General features: G+C 50.2%; 9 protein-coding genes and 1 pseudogene. 6 read left to right on the forward strand and 4 right to left on the reverse strand.

What is annotated here, in order from left to right:
* Nucleotides 1–791 precede the first annotated feature (791 nt).
* Nucleotides 792–3005, forward strand: a complete 2214-nt coding sequence (locus F1593_RS24890) for a S53 family peptidase (protein WP_235932695.1) — start codon at nt 792–794, stop codon at nt 3003–3005.
* A gap of 125 nt (nt 3006–3130) precedes the next feature.
* Here F1593_RS24890 and F1593_RS24895 read toward each other — a convergent pair.
* Nucleotides 3131–3451, reverse strand: a pseudogene (locus F1593_RS24895) (TMEM175 family protein); the annotation flags it as partial.
* 125 nt (nt 3452–3576) lie between these two features.
* Here F1593_RS24895 and F1593_RS24900 point away from each other — a divergent pair.
* On the forward strand, nt 3577–4761 hold the full coding sequence (locus F1593_RS24900) for a YncE family protein (protein WP_149404263.1): 1185 nt from the start codon (nt 3577–3579) through the stop codon (nt 4759–4761).
* Nucleotides 4762–4849: 88 nt separating this feature from the next.
* On the opposite strand, the gene F1593_RS24905 is transcribed toward F1593_RS24900, so the two are convergent.
* Nucleotides 4850–7510 (reverse strand): bifunctional YncE family protein/alkaline phosphatase family protein, encoded by a 2661-nt coding sequence (locus F1593_RS24905; RefSeq protein WP_149404264.1) that lies wholly within the window; start codon nt 7508–7510, stop codon nt 4850–4852.
* Between the two features lie 241 nt (nt 7511–7751).
* On the opposite strand from F1593_RS24905, the gene F1593_RS24910 reads away from it, so the two are divergent.
* The gene (locus F1593_RS24910; protein WP_149404265.1) at nt 7752–9389 is read left to right on the forward strand and encodes a peptidoglycan D,D-transpeptidase FtsI family protein; all 1638 of its coding nucleotides are present in this window, start codon (nt 7752–7754) and stop codon (nt 9387–9389) included.
* A 468-nt stretch (nt 9390–9857) separates the two neighbouring features.
* Nucleotides 9858–11519: a peptidoglycan D,D-transpeptidase FtsI family protein gene (locus F1593_RS24915; protein WP_149404266.1), complete on the forward strand. Its 1662-nt coding sequence runs from the start codon at nt 9858–9860 to the stop codon at nt 11517–11519.
* 318 nt (nt 11520–11837) lie between these two features.
* On the opposite strand, the gene F1593_RS24920 is transcribed toward F1593_RS24915, so the two are convergent.
* The gene (locus F1593_RS24920; protein WP_149404267.1) at nt 11838–12602 is read right to left on the reverse strand and encodes a gamma-glutamyl-gamma-aminobutyrate hydrolase family protein; all 765 of its coding nucleotides are present in this window, start codon (nt 12600–12602) and stop codon (nt 11838–11840) included.
* A 593-nt stretch (nt 12603–13195) separates the two neighbouring features.
* On the opposite strand from F1593_RS24920, the gene F1593_RS24925 reads away from it, so the two are divergent.
* Both F1593_RS24925 and F1593_RS24930 read left to right on the forward strand, forming a co-directional pair.
* Complete coding sequence (locus F1593_RS24925) at nt 13196–13762, forward strand: TetR/AcrR family transcriptional regulator (protein ID WP_149404268.1); 567 nt, start codon at nt 13196–13198, stop codon at nt 13760–13762.
* A 179-nt stretch (nt 13763–13941) separates the two neighbouring features.
* Complete coding sequence (locus tag F1593_RS24930) at nt 13942–14880, forward strand: NADP-dependent oxidoreductase (protein WP_149404269.1); 939 nt, start codon at nt 13942–13944, stop codon at nt 14878–14880.
* 121 nt (nt 14881–15001) lie between these two features.
* Here F1593_RS24930 and F1593_RS24935 read toward each other — a convergent pair whose 3' ends face one another.
* A complete protein-coding gene (locus F1593_RS24935; protein ID WP_149404270.1) occupies nt 15002–16120 on the reverse strand; it encodes a DUF4158 domain-containing protein in 1119 nt (372 codons plus the stop codon).
* Nucleotides 16121–16255: the final 135 nt, after the last annotated feature.

Genomic DNA, 16255 nt, shown 5'->3' on the forward strand with positions numbered 1-16255 from the left:
TTTTTTGCAACCACTCTTCTTCATTCATTGATTGAGCCACTTTCTCTTCTCGTTTTCGTTGGCTTCATTCTACCATCTTTTTTTTGACCTGAATATCTCTTTGCGAAAATCTGAGGGGCACCCAATGTGATGGCAAAGCTTGTCATCATCAGGAAGATACGTTATTCTAAAAGGCATAAGGAATTTTCTTTCTGGATCTATGTAACGTTTTTTTTATTATGCCAGAAAGAAACTTCCTTTTCTCGTTATTTAAGCGGTATTGCCCTTCACGGGTGGAGAAAACCTTCCCATCCCGTAGGAGCCACCCTTCACGGGTGGAGAAAACCGCCCATCTCGCCTCAAACACGCGCCAGAGCAGGCTGGAAGAGGAGCCAGGTGCGAGAGGTTCGTGGCCCTCCACCCGTGAAGAGTGGCCCCGACTATAGAAATTCCATATAAGATAGTTCACCCATCTTTAAATAATTGAAGATCATCTTATATATGATATTTGTCTTACTCATTTTCTTATGTAAGGATTTTATAAGCTTCAATAAAAATAGGGCTTCTCGCATCTAAAAGCGGTATATAGAGCGTCTTTTCTATGCTCGAAAAGCTAGAATCAACAGCTAAGGATGATGTAAGTGCAGCTCAGTATACTTAGCTATTATAGGATGAGACAGGAATGAAACGTAAAACAATGGCGTTTGTCTATCCTTGGTTCAAAATAATTAATAGTGTGCATAGCGCAAGGATGCGTGATTTCTTGTCTCTACTGGTGGTTTTCCCACTTTGGAGGATTCGTGAAAAGGATTTTGCCTCAAAAATGGCACACGCATTTCACAGTGACTGCGTGCGCCATGCTCCTCGCGCTAGTGGCATCTGTGACATTGCAAGGGACCGCACTTACCTTTGCGGCATCGCATGCCGCGCCGACTGGTCGTCAAACGCTTCCCGGTCATGTAGCGCCTGTACTCAAGCACTATACACCACAGCGTGCCACCGCCAAAGGCAACGGTCTGCAACTATCCATCAGCTTGAATTTACGCAACCGCGCTGCTTTAACAGCATTGATTGCGGCCCAAAACGATCCTACCTCAGCGTCTTACCATCATTATTTGACGCCACAGGAATTTAGTGCCGAGTTTAGTCCCACACAGCAAACGGTGGACAGCGTTGTCGCGTATTTGCGCAGTCAGAACATCCATGTCAGTTCTGTCTCATCAAACCGCCTACTGGTAGATGCCTCTGGCACTGTAGCAAATGTCGAACAAGCCTTTGGTGTAACCATTGATGATTACAATCTCAACGGTCGTCATGTTTACTCGCCAACCAGTGATCCATCTGTACCTGCCAGCATCGGGAATGCGATAGTAAATATCAGTGGTCTGGATAACGTGGCACAATACCGCCATGCCGGGACACAGATCAAAAACATTCCTCATACCGGCCCAGGAGGTGGCTATACGCCGAGCGAGCTACGTACTGCTTATGATGTCAATTCGTTGATCAGCAATGGCGATACCGGCTCTGGACAAACAACCGCCATTTTTGAGCTGGATGGCTACCAATCATCCGACGTCAACACCTATCTGAGCAATTACGGCCTGGGTTCCGCGAAATACTCCAATGTACTGGTTGATGGAGCAAGCAATACAGCCGGTGCGGGTGCGATTGAAGTGGAATTGGATATGGAGGTCATCTCCGCCATATCCCCGTCGGCCACACAAAAAATCTATATTGGCCCCAATTCATCGAGTGGCGTCAATGACACCTACAACAAAATCGTAACGGATAATCTGGCAAAAGTCACCAGCATCAGCTGGGGCGAATGCGAAGCCAATTCGGGCAACTCTGAACTGAGCGCATTGGATGCGATCTTTGCACAGGGTGCCGCTCAGGGCCAGGCATTCTTCGCAGCAGCGGGTGACTCAGGTGCCTATGACTGCGGTGGAAGTTCTCTGGGTGTAGATTCCCCGGCGGACGATCCTTATGTAGTAGGAGTCGGTGGTACCAACCTGTCAGTAGGCAGTGGTGGTACTTACGGAAGCGAATCAACCTGGGGCAATTCCAACGGTGGCGGCGGTGGTGGTGTAAGTAGCTACTTCACTCGACCCAGCTACCAGAGCGGCACAAACCTTACTAACGCGCACCGTATGGTACCTGATGTCTCGGCAGACGCCGATCCAGCCACTGGCTACTCCGTCTACTGTACAGTCTCAGCTGCAAGCTGCTCTGGCTGGCTCTCAGTCGGTGGCACCAGCGCGGCCGCTCCACTCTGGGCAGGTATCGCCGGAGATACCAACCAATATCTGGCAGGGCTAAGCAAGCCAGTATTGGGAAGTGCCAGTGCCAGCCTGTACAAACTCTACAATACCAGCCAGACCTATAGCGCCTATCATGATGTCACCAGCGGCAACAACCTGTACTACTCAGCTACCACAGGCTATGACCTGGCTACCGGTATCGGCACACCGGACGCCTGGAACCTCGCCCGTGATCTGGGCGGCAGCAGCAGCGGTGGTGGCGGTGGTGGTGGTGGTGGTGGTAGTACCACTCAATTGCTCACCAATCCGGGCTTTGAAAGTGGTTCAACATCGTGGACAGAGACATCAAGCGGCGGCTATGAAATCGTAGATTCCAGCAATCCACATAGTGGCAGCGACAGTGCCTATTTCTGTGGCTACGACTCTTGCAGCGACGCGCTCTATCAGACCGTCACATTGCCATCCACGACCACCAAAGTCACGCTCAGCTACTGGCTTAACATCACGACCAACGAAAGCGGTAGCACCTGTTACGACTACTTCTATGCACGCTTGCGAACGAGCACTGGCACCACCATCTCGACACCGCAAAAGCAATGCAATGCCAATGCCCAGGGTTGGACCCAATATACCTTTGATGTCACATCAGCACTTTCAAGCTACAAAGGCAAGCAAGTCCAGGTCTACTTCGGTGGTACCACCGACTCTTCGCAAAGCTCTAACTTCTATGTAGATGATGTAGCATTCACCGCAACCTATTAAACAGCAGCGTCAAATGTAACGTTGATCCATCGTAGTCGAAGTCTGATATCTGTAACGCGTACACATGATTTTCCTTCAGGCGAGATCCCGATCCCTGATAGATCGGGGCCTCGCCTTTTCTATACTCATCTTTCCAGAGCTATGCCTTCTTTTTCAATTGCCGCATGCGCATCGGCGGTCATCTCGTCCTTCACCAGTCTGGCATGTCTCGCATAGCGCCAGCTCATCAGTAGCACCATTCCAAGCAAAACAATAGTTAGCCAATAGATGATGACGGCAACATGATACTGAATATATCTGGCGAGGAATGCCGTCGAAAAAGGTACGAGCGTTACTGCCAGCAGAAATGCCAGATGAAGCCAGGCAAAATCGCGGTTGCTATGCATCAATTTGTCTAATTGTGTTTGTTGACCAACCCAGAAGATGCCCAGCGTAAGATAAGAAAGCTCATAAGATAGACAATAAAGTTAGGAGCCAGAGACAGGTCGCTGCAATTTTGGGATTGATCCTATACTGAAAAGGATACGACTCCACAAAAAGATTGAGCACAATAGTAAAGAGATAATTGCATATGCGACAAACATCGAATGCTTCAGCACCAGGCAGGCGACGCTGGCTCTGGTCCAGTATTCCGCTCCTCCTGTGTCTTCTTTTCTCCACGGGCACTGTGCCTGTATGGGCTGATGGCGGCGCTCCCAATCTGGCCTATGTGGCGGGTACAAGTGCTGACATTAGTGTCATCGATGTCACGCAGCAAAAAGTTACTCGCACCATTGCTACAACGGGTGATGTCTACTCGCTTCTCTTAAGTATCGATGGTCGCTATTTATATGTAAGCCAACCACAATTGGGACGTGTCGCAATTCTTGCCGCCAATACGGGCAATCTGATCTGTAGCGTTCCTCTAAGCGGTCAGCCAGCATTTCTGGCCCTTGATCCTATCAACACCGTCCTCTATGTCGCAGGTAATCATACGGATATGATTACGGTTCTGAATGCCACCAATTGTAAAATCCAACACATCCTGCACGCGTCAACATCGATTAACGGGATCGCGCTCGCCTTTGCAGGCACCAATCTCCCCGAAGGCAACGATACCCGGCTCTGGGCAACCACGCCGCTCGGACTTGCCGCCTTCAATACCCGGACTGGACAGCTTATCGCCAGCATCAGATTACCAGAAGAGGCCCGGGCGATTACCATCCCTCCTGGCAAAACTGCCTATGTGACGACGAAACAGGGACCAATCTATGCGCTTGACCTGCTCAGCGCACAGACCGTGAGTATCATGAAGAGCAGCAACTATGGTTCAATGGATTTCGATGAGTTGACAAGCGAGATCTATGTGCCCGATCCGCAAGACGACACGTTAGAGATACTTGCGCCGGTCACCCTGGGCTATGCAACACCACACGAACCCTTGCGTAGCATCCACTTTGACAGTCCACCCACCTCGGTAGCGATCACCAATGATGGACAGTTGGGCTTTGTGACCCGGAAAAACGGGCAGGTCAGCATGCTCGATCTCCCTGGCAAACAAACCATTACCACATTCGCAGTCGGTGGCAGTCCACACTTTGTCATCACAGGCGTCTATCCTCCGTTGGCACCACTGAATGCGCAAGAAATCACACTTTCTGGTATAATCGTAACTGTAGGTGCATATGGATTACTGGCCGTAATGCTCATCGGTCCCGGTATCTATTTCCTGCTCCTCTTGAGGCGGCGCTGGCGTGTCCAGAATAGGATCCAATAATACATGCACCAGGAACAAGACCTCAAATGGAGCCTGTCTCCATTTGTCTAAGTTCTTGAGAACGTATAAGTACCTATCTTTTTGGGGATTAGCCATCTGGATCATTGCTGTTGGCTTTCCCACTCTTTCCTGCCTTACCATTTGTGCCTGGATAGGGGATGTGGGCTCCTTTGATGGCGTGCCAGAGGATCTGGTTGAGTTGATCCATGGGGATCTGATCTTCGTCTGCAAAGTCCATTTGTCCCGTTGCGGCTGCCCCATAGCTATTAGGCGTATTGCGTTCGGTCAGCGAGACCTGCGCTGGCTGGAGCGTATAAGAACTCAGGACTGCTTCCCTGTGAAAGAGACGCCATAGAGGGATTGCATTGGCGTCATACTGGCTCAGGGGACGCAATCCCAGGATCAATTCTATGGTGCGTATCATGGCGGAGGTATCATAGAGGGTATGGTCGACGTATACCTGGGTGCGTTGTGTATAAGGGCTGATGACCAGACTATCGGTGCGGTGCGCATCGACATGATCGGGACCATTCTGCGCATCATCCTCGGTGATAAAGATGGCGGTCGTGGCCCAATCCTTGCTATGGCTGACGGTATCCACAAGCTGTCCTACCGCTTCATCGTTCTGCGCCAGATAGGATTGAGGCGTCAGTTTGCCTGCGGCGGTGCCCCGCGTATGATCGTTTGGGAGCCAGATGATTTCGAGTTGTGGCAATGTATTCTGGGCTACAAATTGCTTGAATTCACGCTTCCATTCCTCAACGCGATCCAGATCACTATAATTGAGATCAAACGGTTTGTATCTGGGATCATAATGATTGGCGAGATGCGGCGATACCTGCGTATTAAGCGTCATTGGCGCAAAACAGAGGATCTGGCCCTCTGGAATAGCGGTACCGAGATAGCTGTGGGCGACCGGACCGGCACATTGCGACTCTTGCTGAGCAGGCAACAAAGACGGTGGCTCAGGTACATGCAATTGGTAGAACTCGCCATAATCCCGATAGCTGAGGTTGGCTTCGGCGGCGGCGTCCCAGAGATAGCCACCGGGCGAAAGGCTGATGGCGTTTGCACCGGCAAAATCATTAGGACGGTGCCGTCCAGGCGACGGTGAATAGTTCTGCGGCCACATCTTCTCTACATAGTCGTTCGCGTTGGATGCATCGGTCCAGTTATGTCCATCGGCGCTGACCTCGGCATCGGCATAGAAGTTGTCCAGCAGGCCAAATCGTTCGCTCAAGGCATGCAGATTGGGCGTATTAGCACGTGGGAAAAGGGTCAGATCGGCATCGCCATTCCCTTTCTTCTCATCGCCCAATACCTGATCATAGGTGCGATTTTCCTTGATGATGTAAATAACATGCTTGAGCGGCGATTTTCCGCCAGGAATAGGGATAGGATTGCCGGGATCGCGCTGATTGAGCGCTGCGGTAGCCTTACGATCATTGCGCGCCACTTGCTGGGTATAGAGCTGTAAACGTTGCTGACCGGGCACCTCCAGCGTGGTCAACAGCCCTTTGATCATGCTTCCTACAAAGCCATCAAAGGAACAGTGACAATAACCATCCCGATAGCCGCTGGTCGCTCGCTGCACAGGCGATGTAATAGTACGCACAGGACTGGCTGAGGTTGGCTTGTCATTAGGACCGGCTCCTAAGCCTTTACCATTGGTCACATAGAGCATCGTATTGGCGGCATTAACGCTGACCGCTGTGGGATACCATGCGGTAGGTATCCGTCCCTGAATCTCGCCACTCGCTCCTGCTAGCTTGATCACAACAATCTCATTATTCCCGGCATTCGCGACATAGAGGCTCTTCCCATCCGCACTCAGTGCCAGCCCCTGCGGACTACTGCTCAAGGGCGCGTGCGCATAAGGTGCCACAGAGATCCTGCCAACTTCTCGCTCGCTTGCAGTGTCCACAACCGAGATCGCATCGCTATCCGCATCAGTTACATAGAGATAATGGGCATCAGGACTTAAAACCAGGGCCGTGGGATGCTCACCGACAGGAATCGTGGTACGCACCTGCCCACTCGCCGCATCAATCACCGCTAGCGATGCGTCACCCCAATTGCTGACATAGATCCTCTGTCCATCCTTACTGACCAGCGTCATATAGGGATAGTTGCCCACCTGTATCGTTGCCAGGACATCCTCTGTAGCGGTATCGATCACCGACAGTGTGTTTGTCAGATTGTTTGCCACATATAAACGTTTGCCATCGGGACTAAGACTGATACCGGTCGGGAAGGCACGTCTATGCGCTGGATGCAATGAAATATCGTCCAACACCTGTAAATGTCCATTCGAGGCGACCGTAAAGGTATGGATCACATCTTCGCCACCACCAGCGGCATACACCTGTTTGCCATCAGGGCTATAAGCCAGACCCACAAAAACACTGTGTGGGGCCGTATAGGGTATTGACTGCACAACTGTGTGATCGCTTGTCGCGATGAGTTGAAGTGATTGTAGGCCGGCACCACCATTGGCAACCAGCAAATAACGCCCATCGGGAGATAAAATAGCGTTTAAAGGTAAATCTCCTAATACCGTCTGGCTGCCTGCCGGAGTAATCGTCCAATCATTGATCAGATGTATCATCCCCTTGGGATTAGCCGGTAGGGCCGCATGATAGATAGTGTTGTCTGCAAACAAAAGCACTGTCGCCAGCACGGCAACCAGCATTACAGTAAACACCGCACGGGATAGTTTGCCCACAGGTAAAGGAGATACGGATCGCATAACAACACCTTTCGATCACAAGCACAGCATACCCAAGATCCCTCTATGGCTATTATAAGCCCACAAAAATTCACAGCATAGTCAGCCATCCCTGATCATTCCAGTACTTCTGGTAGTGAAACAACTTGAAACTATATTCGTACGTAAAATAAGAGTAATACCCCTCTCAAGAGGGGAAGTATATATTTAGAGCGATCCATGTGGGGCATGATTAAAAATACTACGGTAGAGGTTAGCTGCCATGCATATCAGTAGCAGTATACGCAAATTAAATTATCTATTTGTGATCCTTTTTATAGCCCTGAGCGGTGGATTGGTCTACTGGCAAGTCATTCAATCGGATAATGTGACCTCAACCATTCACAATCCACGTCGCTGCCTTGCTGACAACACACCTCAGCGAGGGCGTATCTTTGATCGCAACGGTGTACTGCTAGCAGAATCGGTGCCCGATCAAAACGTCTGTGGTGGCTATATTCGTAAATATACTGAATCCTCTCTAGCCAACATCATTGGCTATTATGTGCCCGGTTATTACACGCCCGGCATCGAAGGTCAGTATAATGATGTCCTCAACGGTGCAAATGGAAGAACCGCCCTGGGCAATGAGATCAACAAAGTGCTCCATCAAGCACTGGTAGGCAATGACATCTATCTGACCATTGATGTCCGCATTCAACGCCTGGCCGTCCAGGAATTCAACGATTACCATCCCGAAACTGATCCATTCTACTTCCAAATTTATAGCAAGAATCTCAATGCCCCATCCAATCGCGGCTCCGTCGTCATTAGCGATCCCCAGACCGGTGAAATGCTCGCTATGGTCAGTTCACCGGGCTACGATCCTAATCGCATGGTCCAAACACTTACCCATAATGATCTCAGCTATTATAATCAGATGAATCAAGATCCTACCCATCCCTTGCTGAATCGCCCACTACAGGAAACCTATGTGCCGGGTTCCATCTTTAAAACCGTCACATTGATGGCTGCACTTGATGCTGGCACCACAACCCTCGATCATCCCTGGGATAAAAAAGGCGCCATGGGCCCTCTGGTCTATGATGGGCGCCAAATTTTCGGGGATAATCTTGGCTACGGCGAGTTTGTCTTCCACTTCCCTATCTCAACCGAGTTTGCCTATGCCAACTCCGACAATATTGTCTTCGCCCAGATTGGTGTCAGTCTGGGTCTCAACTCCTGGTTAGACTATGCGAAGAAAATGTATCTTGGGCAGACCATTCCATTTGATCTCCCGGTTGCCAAAAGTAGCGTCGAAAATAGTGATGGTACCCCACTTTCAACACTGCAACTGGCCTCCAATGCCTATGGACAGGGCGTGGATAGCGTAACACCTTTGCAAATGTCCCTGATCGATAATACTGTCGCCAATAACGGCGTCATGATGCGTCCGATGCTGCTGTCAAAGGTCACAGACAACAATAACAATCTCCTTCAAACCTATACACCCCAACAATTAAATACCGTCATAAGCAAGGATGCAGCCTTTCAGGTACGTAAGGCGTTGTCCGCCGTCACGACCTGTGGCAGTGGCTGGCATCTGGGACAAAACTTCGGCTATCAGTCCTCTATCGCGGGCAAAACGGGGACTGCACAGCTCGGCGGAACACAGGTCGCCCACGGCTGGATGATCACGCAGGCTCCGTTCACGCTCCAGACCACCGATGAGGATCAAATGCCCAATCTGTCGATTGTGGCGATGCGCGAGAATGGCGGCGAAGGTGCCTATGCGGTTGGACCAGCCATCTGGAAAATGTATAACGACATCTTCGCGAAAGGCTATGTCAAAGCGCAGCTCCCCACGCCGCTCACATCCGACCCTTACTGCCTGAACACCGGCTTATGGCAAACACGCTAAAACGAATGTAAATAAATTCTGTTTTTATGTTATTATTGAGTAGAGGCAACCTGAGAGTTTGTACATGCCTGTAAAGATAAAAAATTAAAGGCCCTTCTCGCGAGAGCAGGCTTTTTCTCAAGAAGTGCCAAAGGATAATAGACTCAGGTTGAACCAATATACCCTTGTGCCCATTTAATCTGAGGCATATATAAGTGAACAAAAAACACTTATTATGAACACGACAAATAATGCATATAAGGCGAAAAAGCTTGACAATATCGGCATGGATGATACCATTTCGATGTTCTGCTACTGGTCTCATTCGTAGCGCAACATCGCTGGTTAAGAAAATAGCGAAAGTCCCAATAGCATAGGACAACAAGGGAAAAATCAGATTCCTACTTGCCAATGCTGAGGCCTAATGATACACTTTTTCATGAAATACCTATTAGCAAGTATCGCGGGTAATAAAATAAAGGGTGTCTCATGAATATAAGCACAAGTATACGTAAATTAACCTATGTCTTTGTGATTCTGTTCGTCGGGCTCAGCGGTGGACTGGTCTACTGGCAGGTCGTCAATGCAGATAATGTCACCTCAACTATTCACAATCCACGCCGCTGTCTCGCAGAGAATAATCCTGTGCGCGGACGCATCTTTGACCGCAACGGCGTGCTGCTAGCCGAATCAGTGCCAGCTCCCGCCAGTATGGGCTGCAGCGGTGGCTATATTCGTAAGTACACCGAGCCCTCACTGGCTAATATTATTGGCTACTATGTGCCTGGATATAGCATGTTCGATGGCATTGAAAAGCAATATAATGATGTCCTGAGTGGAAAAACTGGTAGCTCTGCCTTAACCAACGAAGTCAATAAAATCCTCCATAAATCAGCGGTTGGTAATGATATCTATCTGACGATTGACTCGCGCATTCAACGCCTGGCTGTACAGGAATTTAACGATTACCATCCCACTACCGATCCCTTTTACTTCCAATCATTTATTACTCCGACTGAGCAAGCATATACATCAGATCGAGGATCAATGGTCATCTCTAACCCACATACAGGAGAGATCCTGGCGATGGTCAGCTCTCCCGGCTACGATCCCAACAAGATGGTACAAACTTTAAGTGCCGGAGACTTAAGCTACTATAATTCATTAATAGCTAACCCAGCAAACCCTTTGCTTGATCGACCATTGACTGAGACCACGACACCCGGTTCCACCTTCAAAACCGTCACCTTAATGGGTGCACTGGACTCCGGCGCTACGACACTAGATACCCGCTGGGATCGCAAAGCGGCTGCAGGGCCTCTCTATTACGATGGAAGTCAGATCATCGGCGATAATTTAGGCATAGACCAAGGCTTCACCAGGTATTTCCCGATTAATACGGAATATGCCTACGCAAACTCGGACAATATCGTCTTTGCCCAGATTGGCGTCAAGATGGGGCAGCAAACCTGGTTAGATTATGCCAGGAAGCTCTATATTGATCAGCAAGTCCCTTTTGATCTACCGGTCAAAACAAGTAATGTGCAAACTACCGATGGAACGCCTTTAAGCACGCTTCAGTTAGCCTCGAATGCCTTTGGACAAGGCGTGGACAATATTACACCATTCCAAATGTCACTGGTTGACAATACGGTCGCCAATAATGGGGTGCTCATGCGCCCGATGCTGGTCTCCAAGATCACCGATAACTCGAAAAATGTCCTCACTTCTAGCAGTCCCCAGCAACTCAATACCGTCGTGAGCAGTGATACCGCCTACAAGGTGCGTCAGGCCATGGATGCGGTTGCCACCTGCGGTAGTGCCTGGCACCTGGATGATAACTTCGGTTACAACTATTCCATTGCTGGCAAAACTGGAACAGGCGAGATCGGAGGGGGTCAGCATGCCCAGGGCTGGATGATCACCCAGGCACCTTTCACGCTAAACGATCCGAACCAGATGCCAGCGGTTACAATTACTGCTGTGCGAGAAAATGGCGGTGAAGGCGCGTATGCCATTGGCCCAGCCATCTGGAAAACGTATAATGACATCTTCAGTAAGGGCTATGTCAAGGCAAACTTTCCAACGCCACGCAATCCCAATACCTGGTGTCAACCCAACAATCTCTGGCAACAAAGACTCGCAAATTAAGGCCGACATACCATAAAAGCAGGGGTGGGAGAACATTCAATTCTCCCACCCCTGCTTTTATAAAGAGATAAATCGGACCAGTTTATATTCAGAAACCATAAAGATTTTTTTATCTCAGGCGCTGGCAGACTCCCTTACCAGCGGGATCTTGCTGCTCCCTGGCTGGCAGGCGCTTGCGCGCCTGCGCCCTTTTTAGTGTGTGGTGTCGGAAAAGTTCTTCGAACTTTTCCGACACCACACACTAAAAAGATGTTTGAGCACCGAGGTGCGAAAACTCATGCACAGAGATCGTGGAGAGCATGGGAGCCTGACGCATTCTCAGGCGCTGGCAGACATAGCGGTAGGGATAGTAGCACTTAATTTCTTTTCACAGGCTTTGACCAGACTACGGAAGAGATGCAGCCAGACGGGGTTGTCACGGTATAATTCTTCGGGATGACATTGGGTTGCGAGCATAAAAGTACGTCCAGGGACCTCTAGCAGCTCTACAATACCATCTTCGGCCTTTCCGCTCGCCAGGACACCTTTTCCTAGTTCTTTGACAGCCTGATGGTGCAGGCTATTGACCATCACTTTATCCACACCCAGCACCTGACGCATCTGACTATTGGGGTCAATACTGACGCTGTGGATCAATTGGTTGCGCGGCAAGCTCCAGTTGGCGTGTTGCAAACCGTCTTGATAGCCTGTTTCTAAATCCTGGTAGAGAGTTCCGCCCAGTGAGACATTGATCAATTGCATCCCCCGACAGATACCCAGTGTGGGGATATCCTCTTGCCAGGCCCAGCGTGCCAGCACAAGCTCCAGCTTATCAAGTTCGGGATCAGTCTCACTCAGGGCTGCATCAACCTCTTCTTGATATGAACTGGGGTGCACATCGATACCACCAGACAGCAATAGCCCATCCAAACGGGCCAGCAAGGCATGCAGGTTTTCAAGATCTTTCATCATAGGAATCAGCACGGGCACACCACCTGCACTCTCGACGGCCTGAACATATGATTTATTACTGTAATAGACGGGCTTTTCAGGATGATTACTCCTGAAAGCCGCCCGACATGGGATACCAATTAATGGACGCATTCTCACCACTCCTATCTACCCTTTAGACAACAAAATCGTTTACGTTTTTATTCCTTTTGGTAACTTAAATGCGTTGTACAGCCTGCTGTACAACGCGTAGATGTATGTCTTATGAAACCGCCACTGGCCCCTGGCACGTCCATCTTCAAGGATGAACAACTATTGAGATGAGGAAGGAATTCAAGATGAAAGGATATTGATTCCAAATATATTGTATCTATAGCAGATTGCTTTTCCATAGTTCGCTCGATGAAAAAGGAAGCCTATATAAGTTGTACATTCGCGGGCATGGACCTGTCAAGCTACCAGGACCTTTTTAACCAGATATACAGATCAATGAAAGCTGTTTGTGATTTGTTCAGTTAAATTCCGTTTGGATGCTTTTCCTGCCTCCCACCGCTGAAAAAATGCTGACAGGATCTCATCGAGGCGCTTGGCGTCAATGGCTGCTAAGACATGACAATAGGTCATCTGACAAGGCAAGCTGCTAGGAGAATTGGAAAGCCCTGGAATTTGCTGGATTACTCTTGACATGTTACTGAATGTGTCATATATTTGGAATGAGGGTTCATTCCAAATGAAAAGCAGGCTGTATGATGAGCAGTAAACGTGACCAGATCATTCTGGCGACTCGCGATCTTATTTTCGAGCAGGGATTGCAGGACGTGGCCATGTCCCAGATTGCGCAGCGGGCGCAGGTTGGGATGGGGACCATCTATAATTATTTCCCCAGCAAAGAAGACCTCGTGTTTTGCCTGTTCAGCGAGATAAAGGCCAACATGAGCCTGCATGTTCTGGAAGGCTATGACGCAACGCAGCCAATAGTTGACCGGGTTTTATACTTGCTCAACAACCTGGTTCGGCACAGCATTCAGCATCCGCGCGAATTTCTCCTCACAAATCAACTGGCGCAGATTCCTTTTATCCAGAAACGGGCCAAAAGCGAGAAGATGCCAGCGCTGGTCGTGGCTTTCAATCAAGTGATGATCGACGCCCAACAGCAGCACCTGCTCAAAGCGATGCCGCTCGACATGATGTCAGTGTTGCTCTTGGGAGCGACGAATGCGCTGGTCGAAGCACACATGAGGCAGCAAATTCACCTGGATCAGGGCACTCTTGAGCAAGCGACATCGGCCTGCTGGGATGCCATCAAACGTTAGTTTTAAACGCTCGTTTTTTTGTCTGGTATTTGGAATGAATGCTCACTCCAATTTCGGATTGAATACAGGAAGGAAATCCTTATACAGAGCATTCAATATCACCGTTACGGCGCCCCGGAGGAGCGGATCGCCGTTGACCAGCAGAAAAATGTACAACGGATTTGCAATGGAGAAATGAGATGTCACCACAGAGAAGCAGAGCCGTCATCATGGATTCGTTCGGTGGGCTTGAAAAACTAGATCTGCGTGAGGTCGCTGAGCCGCATGCCCACGCGGGACAAATCCGGGTCCGCGTGGCTGCTGCTGGCTTGAACCCGATGGATTGGATCATGACTGCGAATGATACGGCAGGCGCCAGGTTCGGTCTGAGTCTGCCAACCGGTTTTGGCTCTGACTACGCGGGAACAGTGGACGAGGTCGGCACCGGAGTGACCGGGTTCGCCATCGGCGATCGCGTCTTTGGCAGCGCCATCTCGCAGTCCGTCGCTGACTATGTGGTTATCAGCCTTGAAGGATCTATATCTCTGGGCGATGGGGTGCATCATACACCAGACGGTATTGATGACATCACCGCCTCGACGCTCAGCATCGCGGCGAGGACGGCTTCAGCAGCACTGGCCGTGCTCAAGCTTGAGCGGGGCGACACCATCCTGATTGGCGGGGCAGCCGGAGGGGTGGGGATCTTCGCAATCCAACTCGCCCGCTTGGCCGGGGCAAACGTCATCGGCACCGGCTCCGCATCATCGTTTGACTACTTACGAGGCCTCGGTGCCGAACCGGTGACCTATGGCGCGGGCCTGGCCGAACGAGTACAGGCCCTTGCCCCCGATGGAATTACCGCAGCTACCGATTTATACGGATCGGAGACGGTAGAAGCCGCGCGTAAGCTCGGCGTTCCAGACAACCGTATCTCCGTTATCGCAGCTCAAATTCCGGGAGTAATAGGAGTTTCTGGAATCAATGCCGCCCCAGATACCCTTGAATACATTGCCGAACTGGTTGCTACTGGCAAGCTCCAGGTCCCCATTGCGGCGACCTACCCGATAGAACAAATCCGCGCGGCAGCCGAGTTTCAGTCCAGCCGTCATGTCCACGGCAAGGTTGTCGTCAAGCTCTAAATATGGGCCAGGCCCGTGAGGCTCGTTCTCTACAAAAGAGGTGAAAAGCAGGTGCACCTGCTTTTCACCTCTTTTTCTGGGGGTTTTGCATACCCCCCCGAAACGGTGCACTCGGCTTCACTTAGGCATCTTCTTCATCCACCATTGATAGGATGGGGTAGTGTGCTAAGGCTTCGACGATCTCCTCCATATTGATGGGCTCGGACGCTTTTGTAAACTCATAACGACCATAGAAATTAACATGTTGCCAGACCACCGGGGAGATGTGGGCGATGTGGGCGATGTGTGTCATGTCTTGAGTGGCCTCTTTGTGTGCCCACAACTGCGACAAGAGGGTCATATTGTAGAAAATGATGCAGTTGGTAACCAGCAGGTAGAGGTAGACGATCCAGGTATCGAGTTGCTTGAGCCGAAACACCGAATAGTAGGAGATCAGCGAGGAATAATACGTGATGCCTTCACTCGAAATGCTGAGTTGCGGCACGATCCGTCTGGTCAATGTGTAGAGTTGGACGAGCTGCTCACCACGGGCAATTTCGCGGCGCATTTCGCCTAAGCTGAAGTCCTTTGGCTGTCGTTTCAACAAGGTGATCGTAGAGAGTTCGTCGGTGGAAGTCAAGAGAGAGTCAAGCGCCACACACTCTTCAGAGGACAAAAGTGTGTAGAGCATGGTCGCCAAGCGCTTCACTTCTGCCGTCAATGCCTTCCCGACGAGTTCTTCTTGGAGGAGCGTATAGCCGGGCTTCACAAGGCGATGTTCGGTGAGGTAATGGAGGAGTTCACGCAAGACATAGATTGGCTTGCTACTGATTCGTGCTGCTTGTTGGGCACGAAGAAACAAGTCCTGTCGATCGGTAGGCGTGCAGAGGCGATAGCCGAACAGTTCCAGGATACGTTGCCGCTGTTTGAGGATCGTGCGTTTATTGAGCATCCGCAGTTCTGGCAGTGGCGTCTCGGGAAAATAACGCTCAAGCAGGTATGTGACGTCCTCGATCACATCATCAAAGGTAAAGGTGAAGAACATCTGCTTGGCTTTGAAATAGCCCAGTTGAAGGAGAAAATACAGCTGAATAGGGATGTGTGTAAAGGATGCGAGGAGGTCTTTCTCCGGCAGGGTCAGTGTAAACACGTTCGTGCGATCGTCTCCGGTAAAGCAAGGTCTGCCATAGAGAGCCTCGATTTCCTCATTGTCGAGAATATGCAGTCGCTTCGGTGGTGTAGTGACATCCGGATCGGTCATACATCCTCCTTAGAACTTATCCGAAAACCTACAAGGAGGAAACGCGATCACATTGTTGAAAGCAAATGAGCGCACAAGCCAAGCACAACAAGGTCTGATAGGAACGCGGGCGCTTCTCCCAGCGGATCAGCAGAC

It is taken from the genome of Dictyobacter arantiisoli (assembly GCF_008326305.1).
GTDB lineage: Bacteria > Chloroflexota > Ktedonobacteria > Ktedonobacterales > Ktedonobacteraceae > Dictyobacter > Dictyobacter arantiisoli.